This is a genomic window from Longimicrobiales bacterium (assembly GCA_028823235.1).
GTDB lineage: Bacteria > Gemmatimonadota > Gemmatimonadetes > Longimicrobiales > Gaopeijiaceae > UBA2589.
In genome coordinates this window covers 115,319-136,868 of the sequence record JAPKBW010000006.1, presented here as the reverse complement: position 1 = coordinate 136,868, position 21,550 = coordinate 115,319, and the positions used below count along the sequence as shown (strand labels likewise).

General features: G+C 61.1%; 20 protein-coding genes. 5 read left to right on the top strand and 15 right to left on the bottom strand.

Translation table 11 applies throughout. The features are described 5' to 3' along the window. The first annotated feature begins 26 nt into the window (after nt 1-26). Nucleotides 27-824: a hypothetical protein gene (locus tag OSA81_05285; protein ID MDE0898411.1), complete on the top strand. Its 798-nt coding sequence runs from the start codon at nt 27-29 to the stop codon at nt 822-824. Here the strand turns inward: OSA81_05285 and OSA81_05280 are convergent. The 7 genes from OSA81_05280 to sufC all read right to left on the bottom strand — a co-directional run bounded on the left by OSA81_05280 (nt 821) and on the right by sufC (nt 7,093). Then, nucleotides 821-1,141: an MGMT family protein gene (locus tag OSA81_05280; protein ID MDE0898410.1), complete on the bottom strand. Its 321-nt coding sequence runs from the start codon at nt 1,139-1,141 to the stop codon at nt 821-823. The two genes, OSA81_05285 and OSA81_05280, sit on opposite strands and share 4 nt — an antisense overlap. Before the next feature lie 224 nt (nt 1,142-1,365). Further along, nucleotides 1,366-1,818, bottom strand: a complete 453-nt coding sequence (locus OSA81_05275; GenBank protein MDE0898409.1) for an SUF system NifU family Fe-S cluster assembly protein — start codon at nt 1,816-1,818, stop codon at nt 1,366-1,368. A gap of 90 nt (nt 1,819-1,908) precedes the next feature. Then, entirely contained in the window at nt 1,909-3,144 is a 1,236-nt protein-coding gene (locus tag OSA81_05270) for a cysteine desulfurase (protein ID MDE0898408.1), read from the bottom strand. A 31-nt stretch (nt 3,145-3,175) separates the two neighbouring features. Next, nucleotides 3,176-3,487: a non-heme iron oxygenase ferredoxin subunit gene (locus tag OSA81_05265; protein ID MDE0898407.1), complete on the bottom strand. Its 312-nt coding sequence runs from the start codon at nt 3,485-3,487 to the stop codon at nt 3,176-3,178. Nucleotides 3,488-3,498: 11 nt separating this feature from the next. Continuing rightward, on the bottom strand, nt 3,499-4,851 hold the full coding sequence (gene sufD / locus OSA81_05260; GenBank protein ID MDE0898406.1) for a Fe-S cluster assembly protein SufD: 1,353 nt from the start codon (nt 4,849-4,851) through the stop codon (nt 3,499-3,501). Continuing rightward, nucleotides 4,851-6,266: a Fe-S cluster assembly protein SufB gene (sufB, locus tag OSA81_05255; protein MDE0898405.1), complete on the bottom strand. Its 1,416-nt coding sequence runs from the start codon at nt 6,264-6,266 to the stop codon at nt 4,851-4,853. Before sufB ends, sufD begins: the two co-directional genes overlap by 1 nt. A 35-nt stretch (nt 6,267-6,301) precedes the next feature. Then, nucleotides 6,302-7,093 carry a Fe-S cluster assembly ATPase SufC gene (gene sufC / locus OSA81_05250; GenBank protein MDE0898404.1) on the bottom strand — a complete coding sequence of 264 codons (792 nt, stop codon included), beginning with the start codon at nt 7,091-7,093 and terminating at the stop codon, nt 6,302-6,304. A 1,206-nt stretch (nt 7,094-8,299) separates the two neighbouring features. Here sufC and OSA81_05245 point away from each other — a divergent pair. The 3 genes from OSA81_05245 to OSA81_05235 all read left to right on the top strand — a co-directional run bounded on the left by OSA81_05245 (nt 8,300) and on the right by OSA81_05235 (nt 12,673). Beyond that, the gene (locus OSA81_05245) at nt 8,300-10,312 is read left to right on the top strand and encodes an Ig-like domain-containing protein (protein ID MDE0898403.1); all 2,013 of its coding nucleotides are present in this window, start codon (nt 8,300-8,302) and stop codon (nt 10,310-10,312) included. Nucleotides 10,313-10,484: 172 nt separating this feature from the next. Beyond that, nucleotides 10,485-10,775 carry a hypothetical protein gene (locus OSA81_05240; GenBank protein MDE0898402.1) on the top strand — a complete coding sequence of 97 codons (291 nt, stop codon included), beginning with the start codon at nt 10,485-10,487 and terminating at the stop codon, nt 10,773-10,775. Further along, complete coding sequence (locus OSA81_05235; protein ID MDE0898401.1) at nt 10,772-12,673, top strand: immune inhibitor A; 1,902 nt, start codon at nt 10,772-10,774, stop codon at nt 12,671-12,673. Before OSA81_05240 ends, OSA81_05235 begins: the two co-directional genes overlap by 4 nt. A 126-nt stretch (nt 12,674-12,799) precedes the next feature. Here OSA81_05235 and OSA81_05230 read toward each other — a convergent pair whose 3' ends face one another. The 4 genes from OSA81_05230 to OSA81_05215 form a co-directional block, all read right to left on the bottom strand. Then, nucleotides 12,800-13,390: a hypothetical protein gene (locus OSA81_05230; protein MDE0898400.1), complete on the bottom strand. Its 591-nt coding sequence runs from the start codon at nt 13,388-13,390 to the stop codon at nt 12,800-12,802. A gap of 107 nt (nt 13,391-13,497) precedes the next feature. Then, nucleotides 13,498-14,088, bottom strand: coding sequence for a thiamine pyrophosphate-dependent enzyme (locus tag OSA81_05225; GenBank protein ID MDE0898399.1), 591 nt, complete (start codon nt 14,086-14,088; stop codon nt 13,498-13,500). Between the two features lie 22 nt (nt 14,089-14,110). Further along, nucleotides 14,111-14,650 carry a thiamine pyrophosphate-binding protein gene (locus tag OSA81_05220; GenBank protein ID MDE0898398.1) on the bottom strand — a complete coding sequence of 180 codons (540 nt, stop codon included), beginning with the start codon at nt 14,648-14,650 and terminating at the stop codon, nt 14,111-14,113. 25 nt (nt 14,651-14,675) lie between these two features. Continuing rightward, nucleotides 14,676-16,028, bottom strand: a complete 1,353-nt coding sequence (locus OSA81_05215) for an APC family permease (protein MDE0898397.1) — start codon at nt 16,026-16,028, stop codon at nt 14,676-14,678. 150 nt (nt 16,029-16,178) lie between these two features. Between OSA81_05215 and OSA81_05210 the strand changes: the two genes are divergently transcribed. Then, nucleotides 16,179-17,762, top strand: coding sequence for a long-chain-fatty-acid--CoA ligase (locus OSA81_05210; GenBank protein ID MDE0898396.1), 1,584 nt, complete (start codon nt 16,179-16,181; stop codon nt 17,760-17,762). A gap of 322 nt (nt 17,763-18,084) precedes the next feature. Here the strand turns inward: OSA81_05210 and OSA81_05205 are convergent, their stop codons facing one another. The 4 genes from OSA81_05205 to OSA81_05190 form a co-directional block, all read right to left on the bottom strand. Then, complete coding sequence (locus OSA81_05205; protein ID MDE0898395.1) at nt 18,085-18,765, bottom strand: peptidylprolyl isomerase; 681 nt, start codon at nt 18,763-18,765, stop codon at nt 18,085-18,087. A gap of 79 nt (nt 18,766-18,844) precedes the next feature. Further along, complete coding sequence (locus tag OSA81_05200; GenBank protein ID MDE0898394.1) at nt 18,845-19,447, bottom strand: LUD domain-containing protein; 603 nt, start codon at nt 19,445-19,447, stop codon at nt 18,845-18,847. After that, the gene (locus tag OSA81_05195) at nt 19,444-20,838 is read right to left on the bottom strand and encodes a lactate utilization protein B (GenBank protein MDE0898393.1); all 1,395 of its coding nucleotides are present in this window, start codon (nt 20,836-20,838) and stop codon (nt 19,444-19,446) included. Before OSA81_05195 ends, OSA81_05200 begins: the two co-directional genes overlap by 4 nt. Then, on the bottom strand, nt 20,835-21,545 hold the full coding sequence (locus tag OSA81_05190; GenBank protein ID MDE0898392.1) for a (Fe-S)-binding protein: 711 nt from the start codon (nt 21,543-21,545) through the stop codon (nt 20,835-20,837). Before OSA81_05190 ends, OSA81_05195 begins: the two co-directional genes overlap by 4 nt. Nucleotides 21,546-21,550: the final 5 nt, after the last annotated feature.

Genomic DNA, 21,550 nt, shown 5'->3' with positions numbered 1-21,550 from the left:
TACGACGTGGCCGAGGGCGAGCGACAGTGATCCGCTCTTCGGTCAGTCTCGCCCAAGCGCTCCTCATGTTTATGGCTCTCGGCTGTAGTGAGGCAGGGTCTCCGTTACAGAACCCTACACAGTCGGCTCCGACCCCTCCCACCCTACCGCCCTTCGGTGGGACGATTTTTATCGACCCTGAAATCATCACCCCGGCGGATCCGAGCACCTATGTGGGCCTCGTCCCTGCAGGTCAGGATTCACGGGTGATGTTCGATCGTCGGGTCTCCTGGATCACCACGGATCCGTTCCTCTTCGATGCCACCTATGACGACGGACTCACCATCGAGGTGCAGGTGAATCCCGAGTTCGGTTCCAGTGCGGCGTCTCAGGTCGTTGCTGAGTTCTACGCTGAGGTAATCGGACGGCTCCCCACGGCGCTGCGCATGGAAGTCGAGACCGTCTGGATCCATCAGGGCATCCAGCCATTCGGGGGAGGGAATAACAACCTCCTGATTCACGTGGGACAGGGAGACTTGTATATAGCGGAAGGCATTCTGGAAGAGACGTTCGTCCACGAGGCGGCTCATACATCACTTGATGCTGCACACGCGACTGCTGCGGGATGGATGGCCGCACAGGACGCTGACCCAACGTTCATCTCCAACTATGCGCGCGACTTCCCATTCCGAGAGGATGTAGCAGAGAGTTTCCTGCCCTATCTCGCGGCTGAGCACCGGGCTGATCGAATCTCGGAGTCCCTGCTAGCGACGATTCTCGAGACCATGCCGAATCGTATCGCCTATCTGAACGGGCTGGGGCTGGACATGTACCCGATCAACTAAAGATCGAGCGGGATCACCTCAGGGTGCACCTTGCTGTTGGGGCTCGATCCACCAACTCCAACGCCTTCGAGTTTCAAGAGGGACACCTTGGCTGCGAGCCCGCCGGAAAAGCCGGTCAGCCGCCCGTCGGACGCGATGATCCGGTGGCATGGCACCACGATGGGGATCGGATTCGCGCCCACCGCCTGTCCGACGGCGCGAGCCTGGTCCGGCTTCCCGATGTCGCGAGCAATCTGGCCATAGGAAGAGACGTGTCCGTACTCGAGCGCCAGCAGCCGGTCGTAAACCTCTAGTTGGAAGTCGGATGCCGTCCCCAAAAAGTCGAGCTCAAGCTCGAATACGGTTCGTTCTTTGGCGAAGTACGCTTCCAGCTGTGCGACTGCGTCTCGGAGATTGTCAGGCCAAGCCTCTGGGGGATCAGTATGTCGTTCCCGAGGGAGTGCACCGAATTCTATGCGGCGGACGCCGATTGGGGACGTCCAGATGGTAATGGCCCCGGCGCGCGTGCCGGGCAGATGAGCCGAGTGAACTTCGACCGAAGTCAGTGCGTCGACTCCCCGGCGCCATCCTTGAGGGCTTCTTGAAGAGCGTCGAATCCGAGTAGCGCACACTTGATGCGCACCGGGAATTTGCTGACGCCCTGGAGTGCCCGTAAATCGCCGAGCGACTTGTCGTTCCCGGCGGTCTCGTCCCCGTGCATCATCTCCGTGAACCGCTGGGCCAGAGCACTCGCGTCGGACAGCTTCGCGCCCTGCAGCTTGGTCGTCATCATGCTGATGGCGGCCTGGGAAATTGAGCAGCCCTGGCCCACGAACTTGGCTTCGGCGATCTCATCGCCCTCGATGCGCAGTTGCAAGCGGATCTCATCACCACAGACCGGATTGGCCATGTGAATCTCTACACTCTTCCCCTCAAGCTCGGCTTTGTGCCGCGGATTGCGGTAGTGCTCGAGGATGAGCTGCTGGTACAACGAACTGAGTTGGGTACTGTCCATCGGTGCCTTCGCGGTTTGCGGGCCGACAATATAGGGCTTGGCGGACGTTCTCGCATCTGAAAGTGGTCGCTAAGTCTCCGGAAACGCGCCTTAGCCGAAGATGCTCCGGACCTGCTCGAGTCCGTCCATCAATCGGTCAACGTCGTCCCGTGTGTTGTACAGATAGAAGGAGGCTCGGGCTGTTGCCGAAACTCCGAAGTGCTTCATGACCAGTTGGGCACAGTGATGCCCGGCTCGCACGGCGATGCCAGCAGAATCCAGAATTGTCGAAATATCGTGAGGGTGTGCGTCTCCGAGCGTGAACGAGATCACGGCGGAGCGCTCATCGAGTGATTTGGGTCCGTAGATCGTGATGCCCGGAATCGAGCCGATCCTCTCCAATGCGTACTCCATCAGGTCCCGCTCGTGCGCAGCAATCGCATCGGCCCCGACCTCGGAAAGGAAGTCGATAGCGGCACCCATACCGATCGCACCCGCGATGTTCGGTGTGCCAGCTTCAAATTTGTGGGGCACAGCGGCCCAGCTGCTTTCATCCCGTCCGACGATATGGATCATCTCACCGCCACCCTGCCACGGTGACATGCTCTCGAGAAGCTCCTTTCTGCCCCAGAGAACTCCTATTCCCGTGGGGCCGCAAATCTTGTGCCCGCTGAATGCGTAGAAGTCGGCGCCCAAGTCCTGAACGTCGACCTTCGTGTGCACCGCGCCCTGTGCGCCGTCGACACAGACAATCGCGCCGACTGCGTGGGCGGCCTCTGCGATCTGTTTTACTGGGTTGATGGTCCCAAGGGCGTTCGAGACGTGCGAGATGGCTACGATCTTCGTCTTCTCGGAGAGCAAGGAGTCGAGGTCGTCGAGGATGAGCCGACCCTCGTCGTCTATCTCGATGTAGCGGAGCTTTGCCTTCCGGCGCGCCGCGAGAAGCTGCCACGGAATGATGTTCGAGTGGTGCTCGAGAACGGAGAGGAGGATCTCGTCACCCTCGTGCACATTGTCGAGACCCCACGCCATCGATACCAGATTGATTGCCTCGGTCGTGCCACGGGTCCAGATGATCTCTGTGGCTTCGCTCGCATTGATCCAGTCTGCGACTTTTCCGCGCGCATTCTCGTAGCTGACTGTCGCCCGGTGAGAGAGCTCGTGGATCCCACGGTGGACGTTGGCATTGTCGCGCTGGTAGTACGTGTCGATCGCGTCGAGCACGCACTGAGGCTTCTGTGAGGTCGCGGCGCTGTCCAAATAGACGAGCGAGCTGCCGTTGACGGTCTGATCTAGGATGGGGAACTGTTTTCGCACCTGGATCGCGTCAAACGCGGCGAAGGTCATGATCGATTCATCCCGGGGCTGTCGGGAGCCCCTATCCGATATCCACGTAGATTTCGCCATCCCGGATTTCGACCGGAAAGGATTGAACCGGCCGTATGGCCGGGAGTGTCTTGCGTGCTCCGGTGCAGGCGTCGAAGCGCGCACCGTGGTACAGGCACACCACGTCGGTGCCCTCAAGTTCCCCGTCAGAAAGCGGGTAGTCCTCGTGGGAGCAGACATCTTTTAGGGCACAAACTGTCCCTTCAACGTTGGCGAGCACGACCGGCACGCCGTCTGCCATGACGCCCTTCAGCAGACCGGCAGGGCAGTCACCCTCGGCGGCTACCTTGATCCAGTTCGTCATGGCCGGCTTACTCACCCGTGCTGGGCAAGCTTCTCCTCGATGACACGTCCGACCTTCTCGACAACACCGCCGAGGGGGAGCTTCGCGAGGACTTCACCAAGGAATCCCTGAACGACGAGTCGTTCGGCCTGCACGAGGTCGAGCCCGCGACTCATCAGGTAGAACTTCGCCTCGGAGTCGAGCTCACCTACGGTCGCGCCGTGTGAGCACTTCACGTCGTCGGCCTCGATCTCGAGGTTCGGAAGCGAGTCTGCGCGCGCGCCGTTCGACAACAGGAGATTTCTGTTCGTCTGGTAGGCGTCGCTTCGCTGCGCATCCTTGTGTACTCGGATAATGCCACGGAAGACCGCGCGGCTGTTTCCGTCGAGCGCGCCTTTATAGAGCAGGTCACTGCCCGTGTGGGGCTCGATGTGATCCTGGCTCGTATTGAAGTCGAAGTGCTGCTGCCCATCGCCGAAGTAGAGCCCGAGCATGTCCGAACTGGCGCCGGGTCCGAGTAGCTTTGCGTTGAGGTCGACACGCGTCACGGAAGCACCAAGTGCCACGTTCAGTGTGTCCAGCTTGGCGTCACGCTGAGCGAGCGTCCGCTGTACCGAATGATAGAAGGCGCCGCGACCGAGCCGCTGCACCGCTACGTACTGAACCTGTGATGCCTGCTCCGCGATCACCTCGACTGCGGTGGAGGTGAAGGTCTGTGCGACGAAGTCGTCAGAAACGACTTCGTCGACATAGGACACCTGGCTCTGTGCCTCAGCAACGATCAGTACACGGCTGAAGAGCGCGGCACCCGACTCGCTGATCCACCGAGTGACACGCACCGGTAGATCGAGCGATACGCCGCGTGGCACATACAAAAAGATTCCGTCTGCCCAGAGCGCTGCATTCAGGGCGGCGAACTTCCCATCCTCGGCGGGCACAGCATTTGTGGCGAGGTGCTTCTGCACGTGGTCGGCGTGCTGGGCGACGGCCTCGTGAAGCGACATAAGGATCACGCCTTGGCTCGCCAGATCTGCGTTGAGGTCCGAGTGCACAACGTGACCGTCGATCAATACGATGTGACCCGAAGCTTCGTGATCCTCATCCAAGGTCGCACGGAGAAGCGAGGGCCACGTCTCGGGGTCGTTGTCGGCCGGCTCGATCTCGGGGAGACGGAGAGCGTCCAGGTCCAGCTTCTTCTTCAGGTCCGTGTACCGCCACTCCTCGAGCCGGGTCGTCGGCATCGGGGTCTGTTCGTACACATCCCACGCGTGCATCCGTCGTGCGCTGAGCCATTCTGGCTCCGACATTCCGATTCGATCGACCGCACTCGCGTTCAGCGCCTCGGTCACGCCTTCACCCTGTTGCGTCATCGTTCCGTCGCTCATCAGCCTACCGACCCTTCCATCTCTAGCTCGATCAGGCGGTTCAGCTCAACCGCGTACTCGAGCGGGAGTTCCTTTGCGATCGGCTCAATGAAGCCGCGCACGATCATGGCCATCGCCTCGTCCTCGGCGATGCCCCGGCTCTTCAGATAGAAGAGCTGCTCCTCGCCGATCTTCGAGACAGAGGCCTCATGACCGACGTTCGCGTCGTTCTCCTCGATCTCGATGTATGGGTAGGTGTCGGTCCTCGACGTGTCGTCGATCAGTAGCGCATCGCACTCGACGTTCGAGCGGGCGTGGTGCGCTCCCTTGTGAACCTTGAGGAGCCCACGGTACGTCGAGCGTCCGGTCCCTTTTGAAATCGACTTCGACACGATGGAAGACGTTGTGTGCGGGGCCGCGTGAACGACCTTACCGCCGGTATCCTGATGCTGCCCGTCACCCGAGTAGGCGATAGAGAGAATCTCACCGTGGGCACCCTCGCCCATGAGATAGCAGGACGGATACTTCATGGTCAGCTTCGACCCTAGGTTCCCGTCGAGCCACTCCATGTTGCCGCCAGCGCCTACGACCGCACGCTGAGTGACCAGGTTGTACATGTTGTTCGACCAGTTCTGGATCGTGGTGTATCGGAACCGGGCGTTGTCCTTCACGATGATTTCGATGACGCCGGAGTGGAACGACTCGGTCGAGTAGACCGGGGCGGTGCACCCCTCAATGTAGTGAGCCTGCGCGCCCTCATCGACGATGATGAGCGTACGCTCGAACTGGCCCATCCGCTCCTGGTTCACGCGGAAGTAGGCCTGCAGCGGTGTGTCGAGTGATACGCCCTTCGGGATGTACACGAAGGATCCACCGGACCAGACCGCTCCGTTCATGGCCGAGAACTTGTTGTCTCCGGTCGGAATGATTGTGCCGAAGTGCTCCCGGAAGAGCTCTGGGTGGTTCTTCAGGCCGTCTTCAATCGAATCGAAGATGACGCCCTGCTTGGACCACTCTTCACGCAGCGAGTGGTAGACCATCTCGGACTCGTACTGAGCGCCCACACCGGCGAGGACTTCACGCTCTGCCTCGGGGATGCCGAGCTTCTCGAATGTGTCCTTGATCTTGTCAGGTACGTCGTCCCACGAGCTCTCCATCTGATCCTGCGGGCGCACGTAGAAGTAGATCTCGTCGAGCACGTTCTCGAGGTCGTCTAGGTCGCCGCCCCACTTGGGCATCGGCTTAGACTCATAAACCTTCAGAGCGTTGAGCCGGAATTCGAGCATCCACGCCGGCTCATCCTTGTGCGCGGAGATCTGACGGACGACTTCTTCAGACAGCCCTTTTTGGGCGCGGAAAACGGGCTCGCTCTCTGTGACGAAGTCGTACTTATATTCGTCGAGATTGAGGTCCTGGATCGTATCGTTGCTAGGCATCGGGAGGGTCCTCTAGTCCAGGTCAGCTGCGCGGATCAAGATCCGGCGGCGTTGGCTGCTGCTTCGGCGTCCTCGTACTCCTTGTAGCCGTCGGCCTCGAGTTCCAGTGCGACTTCGGGGCCACCGGATTGTACGATCCGACCGTCCACCATGACGTGGACGTAGTCCGGCTTGATGTAGTCGAGAAGGCGCTGGTAGTGCGTGATGAGCAGTACCGACATCTCGGGATCTTCTTCGACCAGCTTGTTCACGCCGTTCGCGACGATCTTGAGCGCATCGATGTCGAGACCGGAATCCGTCTCATCCATGACGGCGAGCTTGGGCTTTAGCATGGCCATCTGAAGGATCTCATTGCGCTTCTTCTCCCCGCCGCTGAACCCGTCGTTTACATGACGCTCGGCAAAGGAGAGATCCATCTCCAGCATCTCCATGCGCTCGGTGAGCATGTCCGCATAATCGAAGATGTCGAGCTCTTCACCCTCTGGGAGATGAGCCTGCACTGCGGTACGGAGGAAGTTCGCGATCGAGACGCCCGGGATTTCCAGTGGATACTGGAAGGCTAGGAAAACTCCGGCCTGCGAGCGTTCGTCGACTTCAAGCTCCAACAGGTCTTCTCCGCGGAACGTCACCTTCCCGCTGGTGACCTCGTAGCTGGGATGCCCCGCGATCACTTTGGCGAGCGTGCTCTTGCCAGACCCGTTGGGCCCCATGATCGCATGGATCTCACCCTTTCCGATCTTGAGGTTCACGCCCTTGAGAATCCCGAGCTCACCTTCGGCTACTTGGGCCTCGAGGCCCTCTACACTGAGTATCGGTGCGTCGCTCATCCGTACCTCGGAGACAAATGAAGCGGAGCCCGGAGGCGCCGCTTATCAAGAATGATTCTTTGTTTCAGGAGCCGAAAGCTAGACATGTAAACTAGAGGGGTCAACCGGACGAGGAGGGCGCTGAGACGCCTGAATCTTGGGGATTTTTCAGCGATGCCTAGGCCGCCTAAGGGCGCTAGCGCGCGGGCCTCCGTCCTCGGCCCCGAGGGCAAGCGACCTCAGCCTCAAATGGAGGTCGCCAAGGCCGTGGATGAAGTCACCGGTGGCACCGTGAGCCTGGGTGCCGGGACTCAGGCCCGAGTCGTGGGCGCACATCGCCCACGAGCTCGCGGTTTGCAAGTTGCAAAGAACCGCGGGACCCGCTCGATGGGCAGGCCCGCCCGCCAGTCGGGCCTAATGGGTGGGTTGAGGGGATGGGTAGAAGACCTCGGATGCGCGTCCAGGACCTGGGAGTGACTTCGCCCGCAGCCAGCGTCGTGAAAGTGCTGCTGTTCCAGCTGTAAGGGGGCATTGGAAGTGTAGCAATAGATATAGAATGCGCATTCTATTCCGGCTGGGCTTATTTTGTGATGAGAGGCGCCACTTACTCCCACTTACGGAATATTATAATGCGCCTTACGTAGACCCCTCCGGCCTGCCACGTTTGCGTGAAATCTCGTTCGGAGCGGAGTGCGACGATCTCAGCGGAGCCCCGGTCGGTGTAGTGACTTATCGCATATGGGCGGACTGCAGGAGTGAGGATCCCCACGGTTTCGGCAGAACGAACCGTGTGAACGGCGGGGTAAGACGGTCACCGGCGCAGGACCACCCCATTACAACGGCGGTCGCCGACCAGCTCCCGTAGGCTTGTGGCTGTCCCTCACGACGCTGAGCGGGACAGACGACCGAGCATCTTGGTCGCGCCGGCAGCGTCACTCATCATCAGTCCGCCGTCACGTTGGATGGCCTTGCCACTGATCTCGAGCGGACCTACCCAGACATCCATACCGAGCAAGGAACAGCTGTGGGCGCGTTACGCACCACTCCTGTCTTATGCGGCCGGCGCTCAGCTTGTGCCTGCCCGACCTGTCGGGGAGCCATCCTCGTTCTGGCACTGCGGGTCACCCGGACTGACGCTAGGAACGCATTGCGGCAGGAATAGATGCCGGTTAACACAAAAGCCTGAAGGCCCGCGCGCGCGGGCCGCTCGCTGTTGTTGAGGGGACCATGAAAAGACTGCTTGCGCTCGGATTTGCCTTTTTTGTCGCCCAACCGGCGATGGCTCAGACCGTAACCCGTCTTAGTTCTGAGCCAGAGCGCTTGGAGCTGACTGCTGGGGCTACCGCGTCGCTGACAATCACGGCTTTTGACGCCATGGGTCAACCAGTGCCCGCCCCCCTGAGGGTGAGTGGCGCCCGTGGCGGTGTTCAGATCTCAAATGGAATCGTCACCGCGCTCGCCGCCGGCGAGTATCAGATCTTTGTGTCGAGTGTTCCGGAGGACGGTAGCGATCCCGTCACTTTGCAGGTGCCCGTGGTTGTTGGTTGGCCCGCAGTGGAACGGGTTCAGGTCAGCGCAGGCAACGGGCGTCTCCTGGTGGGTGCACGCATCGCGCATCGGGCGACTGCCTTCCACGCCGATGGCTCTCAGCGGCCGTACCCGGCAGTCCAGTGGGAGTCATCGGACCCTTCGGTAGCGACCGTGGATGCGTTCGGGAACGTGCGCGCGGTCGGTGCGGGGTCGGTCACGATCACGGGTTCGGTTGAAGGAGTTCGCGCCACGATCGCCCACGCAGCAGTCGCATCTTCCGTCGCTCACCTCGAGCTGTCTGGCGGTGAGGCGCAGGTTCGCACAGGTGACGTTCAGTCCTTCTCTGCGATGGCTTTTTCAAACAACGGCGAGCCGATCGAGGACGCACCGATTACCTGGAGCTACCTATATCAACCTGACGACTCGATCGTGGCGCCGGCCGGTCCCGCTCAAATCGTGGATGGTCGGATTGTCGCGGATGTGCCCGGTGTCTTCACCGCTGTCGCGTCGACTGGCGGCGCACGGGCCGAGTACTCTTATCGGGTCATATCTCGACAGGCTGTCCGTAAGCTCGAGATCGTGGGGCAGGGCCGCGAGTCGCGTGTGTTCACCACCGACCTGTGGATCTGGGAAGGTGTGGACGGAAGAGACTACGGCCTGACGGGCTCGAAGTACGGTGACGGAATCTCGATGGTGTGGGATGTGACCAACCCATCGAACATCTTTAAGACCGACTCAATTCAGGTTGACGCCCGGACCACGAACGACGTGAAGGCGTCCCCTGACGGGCGATATGGCGTAATCTCACGGGAAGGTGCCTCGAACCGCCGCAACGGGATCGTGATTCTCGATCTGGCGAACCCGGCCCATCCCACTATCGCATCGACCTTCGAGGGCAATGGTGTGACCGGTGGCGTGCACAACATGTACGCGACGAATGACTATCTCTTCGTGCTCGCGGGCGGTGACAAGTATGTCATCCTCGACATGGCCGACTTGGAGAACCCACGCTACGTGAGCGAGTACAACCATCCCGATTCACGCGCTCACGACATATGGGTTCATGATGGACTCGCCTACTCGGCCGAATGGGAGACGGGCGTCGTGGTCGTCGATGTCGGAAATGGTGCTTACGGGGGCTCAATCGAGAATCCAACTTTCGTGACGTCCTTCCCGCTGACGACCGGATCGACCCATGCGGTTTTCCCCTACTACCAAGAGTCGACGGGCCGCCTCCTGTTGATCGTCGGTGATGAGCGCGTACAGCGAGAGGGGCTGGCATGGGAAGGGACGGGCCCTGACCACCGACAGCAGTATGATCCGGAGACCGGCAAGGGAGGGTATCCGCGATCGACGTCGGGGTACGTGCAGATCGTCGACTTCAGTGATCCGATGAACCCCGTTCAGCTCGCGCGATACGAGGCGAGTGAGTACGGCACCCACAACATGTGGGTCGAGGATGACATCCTGTACCAGGCGTACTATGAAGGCGGCATTCGGATGGTGGACATCTCCGGCGACCTGATGGGGAATCTCTACACACAGGGCCGGGAGCTTTCCGTGTTCAAGGCGTACGATCCCCAGGGATACATACCGAACGCTGCTGCTGCCTGGGGTGTGATGCCGTGGAAGGGCAATATTTTCTTTGCCGACATTAACTCTGGAATGTGGGCCGTGAAGATGCAGCCGACGGAACGTCCGATCTCCTGACGGAGCCGGAGCGGAAACAGTTCAGTCCATCTCGGCGTAGCTTTCAGAGAAGATTTGAATCGGCTGACACCCAGGATTTCCACTGATGCGCACGATGCGACTCATGTTCTTTGCCGTCCTTTTGTTTACGGCCGGGTGTTCCGATCAAGCTCCGGTTTCGAGCCCTGGGACAATGACAGCGACACTGGTCGGCCCGAACGGCGCCGAGGGCGCTGCCCTGGTATCTCTTTTCGGCGATGGTGTTGGGGAGATCACGGGCCTTGGGAACACCGAGGCGTATGCGGAGACGAGCGTCGAAGGAACCCAGTTGGTACTGATCAACCAAGTGGGCGGCGACCTCGCATTCCAAGTAGCGGTGACGGACACCACTGACCTGCCTGCGTGGGTCGTGTCACAGGTCGCCGGGCCCGATGACGCACTTCGCGCAGACGTCCGCCCCTATAGCCTGGCGTATAGCCGATGAGCGCGCTTCCGTCGGTGCGTGCTTCGAGTGCGGTGCTCCTTGGCCTGTCTCTGATCTGTCTCGTTGGCTCACCGCATCTGGTGGACGCTCAGGACATCGAGGCTGCCGCGGCACGCAGGGGGATCCAACTTCCAGAGTCGTATTTTCAGTCGATTCAACAGACGCCTGACCTCTATGAATTCGAGCGCGCTCTCTTCAATCGAGTCACTCCGGACCGAACGTCATCGTTCGGCGAAGTCCGGCTGCCTGTAGTGCTTGCTCTCTTCAGTGATTCGCCAGCTCAGCCGCACATTACACGCGAGATGGTGCAGGCGTCTCTTTTCGACGGGCCCTCGGAGCGCGGAACGATTACCGAGTCATATCTGGAAATGTCCGGTGATGCGCTCACCGTGACGGGCGATGTCTATGGATGGGCCCGGAGCACCCTCACGATGGCTCAGGTGGTCGGAACCGAGCAGAGCCTCGGGGCGGACGCGCGGGTTGGTCAGTACATCGTCGAGGCACTGACCGAGTTGGACCCAAGTATCGACTTTGCCGTCTACGACAATGATGGCCCCGATGGCCTAGCGAACAGTGGCGACGACGATGGTTTTGTGGATGTCATTACGATCGAGTTCCTCGAGATCGCCGCGTCGTGCGGAGGCCCGGCCATCTGGCCGCATCGGTCCGGTGTTAGAACGTCGTCCGGCGATCCATTCGAGACAGATGACTTGGGAATCAACGGCGAGCTGATTCTGGTGCTTGACTACATCACCCAGAGTGCGTCGGACTGCGAGGGTGAGAGCGTCCAAGACGCCAGCGTGATCACCCACGAGTTCGGCCATGCCCTAGGGCTGCCTGACTGGTACCACTGGATCGACTTCAGTGCCGGACCGTACGGGCGGCGTTGGGTGATGGGGTGCTGGGCATTGATGGCTGCGGGCTCGTGGGGCTGCGGTCCAGTTACGGATGACCGGGAGCCATTCGGACCGACACATATGCTCGGCTACTCCAAAGAGTTTCTTGGATGGACGGACTACATCGAGGTCGGCGAGGTCTGGAACGAGGAGATCGAGCTGTTTCCGATCGAGACGTCGGGCGAGGTGCTTCGCTTCCAGCTCGACGATGCGGGTGATGAGTTCCTGATCGCGGAGTTTCGGGACCTGATCGGATTCGATTACCAACTCCCGGGCACGGGCGTCTTGCTCTATAAGAACGACACGAACGCGGAGAGACGCCCCAACCCTTCGACGGGCGATCCGTACTTTCTCACGATGCTTGAACAGGACAACAACGGAAGCCTGTTGCTCATGGCCACCGAGGGTGGCAGCCGAGGCGAGATTGGCGACGCCTGGGGCGTCGGTGGGGTCAGCAATCCACTGAACGCCGAGACGGCTCCCGCCCTGCGCCTGGCCAACAACAGCTGGTCCACGGTCCAGGTGCACGAGGTGGCCGTCGTGGGAGATCGGGCGCGACTCGTGATCTCGACCGGCAAGACCCCACGACTGATCGAGCCCACTGATAATTTTGAAGTCACCGAGATCAAGACCTTCTACGCGGGCGTTCGGATCGCCGGTGGCAGGGGTCCGTATCAGGGTGTAGGTGATCTGCCCGATGGATTTGTGTTCGTGGCCAAGGGTGATGAGCTCTTCCTGGCCGGATCGCTTAGAGAGGCAGGGTCGTTCGAGTATTCGTTTGCGGTTCGAGACTCAGGAGGGAACGTCTCGAATGAGGTCACCATTTCGGTGAGCGTGACCGGGGAATGGACTGTGAAGGTCCCCGATCTGTTCCAGCAGTTCCTGCAGTCGGATCGAGCGGGTATCACCCCAGGTGAAGCCGCATATCTCGATGAAGTGGGCAACGCTAATGGTCAGTATGACTTGGGCGACCTACGGAAGTGGCTCAGGGAGAACAACTAAACAGGAAAATGCTCCGCCCGAGCTTGGCCGGATGGGGCGTCGGGCCCGTGACGAGGTGCGCGGACGTCAGCGGGATTCCGTGAGTGCTCCCTGATTTGGAGCGTTCTGTGTCGGGGCATCTCGGCTCTATCTGGGAGTCGGTGCACGGCGCTGGCTCCGAGCGGCGCCGAAGTCGCCTCCCCGCCCGCCCCTAGCACCACGCCCCCCGCGTGCTCCGCTGCGACCACCTCTGGCACCCCGCGCTCCGCGGGCCCTGCTGCGACCACCTCTCACACCTGCGCGGCCCTGGCCCCCCGCCTGTCTACGCGCACGGGTTTCTTCGAGTGATCTCAGTTGCGTTTCGGTCAGGACACCCTGAATGCGGGCTCCGAGGTCACCGGCCGGGGTCATCGCTGCGTCACGGCGGTTCTCTATGAAAGCCATCATCTCACTTCGCCGGATCTGACCTGCCTGGAGCTGAGAGCGCATTTCTCCCAGCTCCGCCCTCGTCGCGTTCTGCCGTGTGACGTCATCCGCGCGGATGACGTCCAGCTGCGCTATCTGATCCTCGGTGAGCTCGAGATGCTCACGCATGGACATGACGGCTTCTGTGTTCGCGAACAGGCGCATGCCGCGCCGCCCTCGTTCGGACTTGGTCTCACCCTGAGCCAAGATATCTGTGGCACTGATCAGTGTCAGTGCGCTCAAGGCTATTGCTAAGGCTGTGGTTCGATTCATCGTGAAGCTCCCAGCGCACCGGAGTGCTCGGAACGAGATATGCTTGCTCCTTCGTGCAAGTCTGAGTCGGGACCTGGGGGTTTCGTTAAATCGATCACGCGGCGCGGTCAGCTGACCAGCGCGGCCCTCAGGATACGGGACCAGTCCGCGAGTGAATGCCGGAGATACCGTGCAGGCTCGACTGATGTCCTTCCAATCGGACCTTCAGTACCCGCTTCTAGGCTTACGTGTACGAACGTCGGTCCCTCCGCCGAAAGGACGGCGGGCACGGCCTCGGCCCAGGCGCGCGCGTCGTCAAACGCGAATACGCTGCGAAACCCTGAAGCGTCCGCGAGCGCTGCGTGATCTAGCCGGCCGGCCGCCGCGACGGCCTGATTGCCGGTGATCTCATACGCTCCGTTGTCCGAGACTATCAGGACGTAGTTGCGTGCCCCGGCTTCCACAGCTGTGGCCAACGTGCCGAGAGACATGAGCATACTGCCGTCGCCGTTCAGACAGATGACTTTCCTCTCAGGTCTCGCCAGCGCTACTCCCAACGCGAGGTCCGCTGCGTGTCCCATCGCGCTGTCAGCTGACGCGAAGTCCAGGTCGCTATCTGACAAGAGGCCCCACGGGCGCACCGCGCTCATGGTCGTGACCACGACCTCGTTTGTTCGGTGTGAAGCCAGTGGATGGAGGAGTTGGGCTGTGGTCAACATTGGTGACTTATCAACGACCGCGTCATGTCAGGGGCCGCGTAAGTACGAGCGCGACTGGGCGCTGCTCGCTTTGCGCCTGCTCTACGGTGCGAGCGAGCGCGATAGTCGGATCGTCCTCTCCGCCACAGAGGTCGAACGGAATGCCCCACGCCTCGAGCGTAGGTTCGGTGAGGAGGGCGGTTGAGTCGACGTCGGCTCGTGTGAGCAGTTCACTAGTCTTGGGGTCATCCGGCGTGACTCCAGCTGTGAGCATCTTGGCGTAGCCGCGCCCGGTAATCAGAATCGGAACAGGCGCCGCCATCCGGACGGCTGTCCCTCGGATACTGTCCCCTGACTCCAGGAGCCCCGTGTTCTGAATGACGACGAGAGGCGACGCCCCGCCAAGCCAGAGGCCAGCGGCGATCGCGAATGCCTCACCCTCCCGAGTCACCGTGATCAGCGTCAGCGTTGGGTGACGTCGCACCTCCGGAAAGAGAGGCCCTGATGTGTTGTCAGGAATCCCGATCACGTGAGTCACTCCCGCGTTGACCAGCGTCCGGATTGTCTGCGTGGGACGGTTCACGTCGGCTAAGGGTTTGGCGGCTGGATCATCCAGTCGGTTCTTTCGCGGCGTTCCGCCTCGTCGTAATTACCCCGGCGACGAACATCGCCGCCAGCATAGCTCCTGCACCGAGAGCGAGCTCCGGCTGGGTGTAGATGAGGATCCCAAGGATGGCGATGTAGAGAGCGACCGTGATGGCCGGTAGAATCGGGTGCCCGGGCATACGGAACGGTCGTTCCAAATCCGGGCGGTCAGCGCGGAGCTTGAAGTAGCCGAGCAGGACCATCGTATCGACGGTGATGGCGGTCGTCATCATGAAGCGAATCAGTCGTTCAAATTCTCCTGTCACCGCGAGCAGACCAATCCAGATGGCGATCATGTAAAGCGCGTTCCTCGGTGTACCGCGAGCGTCCACCTCACCGAGCGCACGGGGAGCGAGGCCTTCGCGAGCGAGGCCGAAGGCAACGCGGGGTAGCCCGAGAAAGTTGACGTTGGCGCTGCTGATGAGGATGAGGAGGCTCGCGACCAGGACGACGACGCCGGCGGTGTCGCCGAAGACTGCTGCGGTCGCGTCACGGGCCACCAGCTCGGAAGCCGCCATCTGTCCGGGGGTGAGTGCGGAGAGAAAGGAGACGTTCATCAGCAGGTACATGACCATGACGGCCATCGCACCACCAAGAAGAATCTTTGGCAGCGCCGTCCCTGGATCGATGACCTCCTCGGACATCTTCGCCGCATCTTCCCAGCCGTAGTAGGCGAACGAGATCGACTGGTAGGCCAGCGCGTAGCCGAGTAGCCCTGCGCCCGTTTCGCCGCTGATTAGCGGTGCTGTGGTTTCGGCTGCCGCTCCACCCGCGATGCCCACGCCCGCGATGGCCAGAACGATGAGCACCTTGAGTGCAGTCATCACGTTCTGAAATGTTGTACTCGCCTTGAGCCCGCGGGTGTGGAGCAAGAAGTAGGCTAGCACGACGGCCAGAGCGACCAGGCCGACCCAGGGCCCGGCCGGCGCCTCCGTCGATCCGGGGCGCGCGAGCAAAAAGAGGTACGTCGCGATCAGGACGGCTTTGGACGCACCGCTGAAACCACGCGTCACGAAGATCTCGGACCAGCCGGCCACGAAGCCCATCGTGTCTCCCCAGGCGTGGCGCGCGTACACGTACTTGCCCCCCGCCTCCGGGAGCGCCGCCGCCATCTCGGCGAGTACGAGCGTGCTGAGGCCTGCGACCACACCTCCGAAGAACCACATGCCAAGGATGATCAGTGGGTTCCCGAGATAACCGGCGATGAGACCGGGCGTCCCCAGAATCCCCGCGCCGATGACGATTCCCACAGTGACTGCCAGGCCGTCACGGACGCGGAGGACCCGCTTTAACTGTCTGGGTTTGTGGTCAGGCATCTACAGTTCTCAGGGTAGGGGGCGTGGAAAGCATGCGGCGCATTGTGAACATGAGGTCCGCTCATCCGAGTCGCTACTGGCTGTCGTGCATAATTCGCCCCTAGACTGTGGTCCGGACGGATGCGGTTCTGACGACGCTCGGAGAGCACCATGCATGTACCCCTCTTGATCGACGACTTCCTCCGGCGCGCCACACAGGTATACCCCACGAAATGTGCGGTGGTGGACGGTGAAGTCCGCCTGACGTACGCCGAACTCACACTTCGGGTGAATCGGCTCTCGAACGCGTTGCTGGGGCTTGGCGTCGAGAGAGAGGACCGCGTCTGCATCCTCTCCCCGAATTCGCACTTTTTTCTCGAAAGCTTTTATGCGGTAAGCCAGATCGGAGCGATTCTCGTCCCGCTCAACTACCGCCTGACTGGTCCGGAACATCAGTACATCCTCGATCATGCCGGCGTTAAGGTCATGATGGTCGATCAGGAGTACACGGCTGTTGTGGACGCAGTAAGGGACGGGCTCAGTAAGGTGCGACACTTCATCTCTGCGTCCGACGAGCCGGCGCCCCCGGCCGGGTGGACCGACTGGAATGAGCTGATCGCGTCCGCTGAGGAGACGCGACCCGCCGAGCCGTCACCACCGGTCGATGAGAACGACGTGGTCTCCATCAACTACACGTCTGGGACGACCGCACGGCCGAAGGGCGTGATGCTCACGCATCGGAATTGCTACCTCAACGCATATAACATGATCGCGCACCTCGGCATTCATCATGATGATGTCGAACTGTGGACGTTGCCGATGTTCCACTGCAATGGCTGGGGTGGCGTGTATGCTGTCACGGGGATGGGTGGGACGCACGTTATTCTCCGAGCCGTCGATGGCGAGACGATCTACTCACTCATCGAGCAGGAAGGCGTGACCTTCGCGTGCATGGCGCCCACCGTGCTCCAGAGGATTCTGGAGTACCCCGACAAAGAACGACATCAGATCACGACCAAGCCACGCTTTGTGCTCGCCGGCGCCCCTCCACCCGCCGCGTTCATCGAGCGCCTCGAAGAGGAGCTTGGGTGGAGCTTTCTCCAGATCTACGGGCTCACGGAAACCGCACCATTGCTCACCGTGTCACACCCCGACCACAACACACCTGTCGCGGACTACGCGAGGCGCGCCCATGCGGGCGTGCCCGGCATCGGCGTGGAGCTTTTAGTGCTCGATGACGTAGGGAAGCCTGTGCCTCAGGACGGTGAGACTGTGGGCGAAATCTGCGCCCGATCGAATGTGGTCTTCAGCGGATACTACGAGCAGCCTGATCAGACGGCGGTCGCGGTCTATGATGACTATTTTCATACCGGAGACCTCGGTGTCTGGGACGAGACCCGATGTGTGCACATCGTTGATCGAAAGAAGGACGTGATCATTTCCGGAGGCGAAAACGTCAGCTCTCCTGAGATCGAGGACGTCCTCTACCGGCATCCGAGCGTGCTCGAGTGCGCGGTCATCGGCGTCCCCAGCGAGAAGTGGGGTGAGACACCGATTGCCTTGGTAGTACGTCGCGAGGGCGATACGTCGGATGCGACTGAGTTGATTGCCTTCTGCCGCGAACACCTCGCCGGCTTCAAGTGCCCGACCGACATAGAATTTGTCGAAGCGCTTCCTCGAACCGCGACCGGAAAGCTGCAAAAATTTCGACTAAGGGAGCGGTACTGGGAGGGACGCGAACGTCGAGTGAACTAGGCGTCCGACTTCGGCAGGGGCAGGACGTCCGGGGCCCCCGCAGCGTCTCTTCCGCTACTGCCATTCTCATAGTAAGAGCTCTGTCGGGTGGTTGAGAGAGAGCTCCTCTTCTCCCGCGATATCTTCGAACGCTCCGGGGAACGGATACTTCTCCGTGTTACCAGCACGGAGCGTCACGCCGCCACTGAATCACTAGACGAAAGAAGTAGCCCGTGCACCGTCTCGGTCGTTGTCATCCCCGTAGCGGAGACCTCGTTCTCTCCCCCGTGAGGGGAAGAAGATCCGCGCCGAGTTTACGGACTCGATCGTCGTTCGACGAAGGTCATCGGTGGATGATAGCGACGCGCAGAAGCCGGTCTAGTAGCGGAAACGAGCTGTCCAGATACTCATTACCTTCAGCGATCAAGTGGTGTTGCTCACCCTGTCGTACGCCGCCACCGGACGTCTCACCGTACCCCGAGTAGAGGGAGTCCACAACGGATGCCATGCCCTCGACTACGTGGCCGAACGGGGCAAAGCCCTGCACATCAAGCCTCGAGTTGTCTGCCATCGAGATGTATACCTGGGTAGACCTAGTTCCGGGTTCGGTAAATGCGAACGCGATCGTACCGCGCTCGTTCGAAGCGATACCAGGATCGTCGGGCATACCACGATCGTACCAGACAGCGGTTACGCCTGGATCACCGGCCACGCCCCACTGCGTGATGAAGCCAAGTATGGCTCGATGAAATCGCGCGTCGTCGTAGTACCCGTGCCGGATCAGATTGTAGAAGCGATCAGCACCGATCGGCGCCCAGGCGCGGATCACTTCGATGACAAAGGGGCCACGACTTGTCTGGAACGTCGCAAGGAATGTGTCGGGCGCCGGCGCGGACCACTCGGAATGGGTGGGGTCGAGCAGGATCGCTTGTTGTAAGCCTTCGCCCGAAGGCGCTTCGTCCCCAGAGCAGGCGACTAGTACGCTCGCGGCTATCCCCACCAGCAGGGTACGCAGACTTATCATGGTCCGACGACGAAGCTCTGGGCGTGGGATACCCGCTCGGAGACATCGCTGACTGCGATGCTCAAGCAATGAAGACAGCTCATGGTTTCTCCGGCGCGCATCCGATAATGAGTGCCAAGATGCGCCCCGGTCCGTGGACCCCCTTGACCATTACCTGACCGATGTCTGCTGACTTCGAGGGTCCGGAGTGGAGTCCGATCGCCGCGGGCAGATCGTCGGCGAGCGTGAGGAGGGCTCCTCTCACAGTCTCCCAGATATTCTCTGGCGACAGCACTACGACGTGCGTGGGGGTGAGAAGCTGAGTGCGTCGGCCGTCACGCGCGTCCATGACAAGGGAGCCAGTTTCAGCGATCGCACCTCGGGCCTGTGAAATCGCAAGAGGTGCGTTACGGGGAAGCGCGATCGGGAGATCCGGACGAAGTGCGCTGGAAACGCCCTCACCGATGGTCACGGATGTGAACGGCTTGGCGAAGTCCGCCAACCACTGCGAGGCCTTCACTTCGCTGTCGACGAAAACGACTTCGCCCCCGACGCCCTCAAAACCAGAGACGAAGGCCTGGAGCGGGGTGGCCGGACCGGCGTCGCCGCGCCAGCCGCCAAAGTCACCAGGGTGATCTGTTGGCGTACGTCCGGAGTTTGCGTCGCGGATCCGGGCGAGAATCGCATCTCTTTTGGTGCTCACTCGATACCCTCCTTCCACATCTGCCGAAAGCTCTTCTTGCTGGGCGTGGGCGCTGATCGCTCTTGCATCCATCCTTTGAGAATTGGCAGGGCCCGTCCTGCTGCCCGCCAGGGAGTCCACCTCAACGCAGCGTTGGCCGCAGCAAACGATGCGGGGCGCTCGGCCAGCCCGGCGTAAGCCTTTGAACCGAACGTCTCTCCGGTAGGTGCCAGCCCCGCGTCGACTGCCTTCTCCCGCCAGTGAAGGAGGATGTCGGGAATCGGGATTCGGACGGGGCATACGTCGACACACGCCCCACAGAGGCTCGACGCATGGGGGAGTGGCATCGCCTTCTCGAGGCCGAGCATTCCGGGAGAGATGATCGCACCCAGCGGACCTGAGTAGGTCCATCCGTATGCGTGACCACCTGTCTGCCTGTACACGGGACAGATGTTGAGACACGCGCCACAACGGACACATCGGAGAGCCTCCCAGGCGGTGTCGTCCGCGAGGAGGCGGGTACGGCCGTTATCGACGAGGACCACGTGGACCTCCTTTGGTCCGTCGATTTCAGATGGTGTGCGGGGTCCCTGAATCAGTGAGACAAAGAGCCCGATCGCCTGGCCTGTCGCTGATCGGGCGGTGATCTGCAGGAATCCCGCTAGGTCCTCGAACCGCGGGACGATCTTCTCGATACCAACGAAGGCCACGTGGACGTCTGGAACGGACGTGGCCAGTCGGATATTTCCCTCGTTCTCGATGAGCGCGATGGTGCCGGTGTCGGCAGCGAGGAAGTTTCCTCCTGAGATGCCGAGGCCGGCTGCGAGAAACTCGGCCCGCAGCGCGTCTCGGGCGGCGGCTGCGAGGGTGTCCGGATCGGCGTCGAGGGGTGTACCAAGCCGATCGTGGAAAAGTGCTCGGCAGTCGTCGAGGCTCTTATGGATCGCAGGTCCGACGATATGACTGGGGGGCTCGCCGAGCAGTTGGATGATGTACTCGCCGAGGTCGGTTTCGATGGGCCGTACACCAAGCGTCTCGAGGTGTGCGTTCACCTCCAACTCCTCTGTGAGCATGCTCTTTCCCTTCACCGCAGACTTGATCCCGTGACGTTCGACGACTTCGTCCAGGACCGAGAGGGCGTCCTCCGCGGTCTCTGCCCAGTGGACGTGCACGCCCCGGGCTTCGAGTTGTGCAGATGCCTGTGCGAGGTAGGTATCGAGGTGGGTCAGCGCGTGTGTCTTCGTATCACGCGCCCAGTCCTTCCATCGATCGTACTCGACTTCAGAGAACGCACTCACTCGGTGAGCGTCGAAGGCCCGGGTGGCCGACCCCACGGACGTGCGTACGGATGGTGTGTCACGCAGACTACGCGCAGAGGCCTCGCGATAGTCGCTGGGAGTTGACTGTGTCACTGGACACCTCGCCAAAGAAGACTAGCGAGATGTACGAACGGTGGCCCGGTGCGCTTGTGTTGTGCTCGCCCGCTCATCTGCATGAGACAGCCGCCGTCGGCTGAGGTAACTGCGTCGACGTCCGGGAGCGTCTCGAGTTTGTGGTCCGCCATGGCCGCTGAGACTTCTGGCATCTTGGCGCTGAACAGACCGCCGAAGCCACAGCATTCGCGGTCCGCCTCCCAATCCACGACCTCTGCCCCCGCCCCTCGAAGCAGGTTCAAGGGCTCATTCTCGACCCCGAGTTCCCGGAGTGCGTGGCAGCCATGGTGGTACGCCAGGGTCTGGCCTTGCAGGCCTGAGCCGAGGGACTCGACTCCGAGTACTTCCACCAGGAACTGGGAGAGCTCGTACGTCCGTTCAGACAGCTGTTGGCCCTTGTCTCCGGCCAGTTGACCATAGTGTCTACGGATCATCCCAGTGCAACTTCCTGATGGAAGTACTATATATTCGGCATCCTTGAACACGTCGATGGTGTGCCGTACCATGCTTATGGCATCGTAGCGATGCCCTGAATTGTGCGAAGGCTGACCACAACACGTCTGGCCTTCAGGGAAGTCGACTATGACTCCAAGCTGTCGAAGCAGCCGCACCGTGTCCGCACAGGCCTCAGCGTAGAACTGGTCGGCAAGACAGGTCGCGAAGAGAGCGACACGAGTCGATGACATCACTG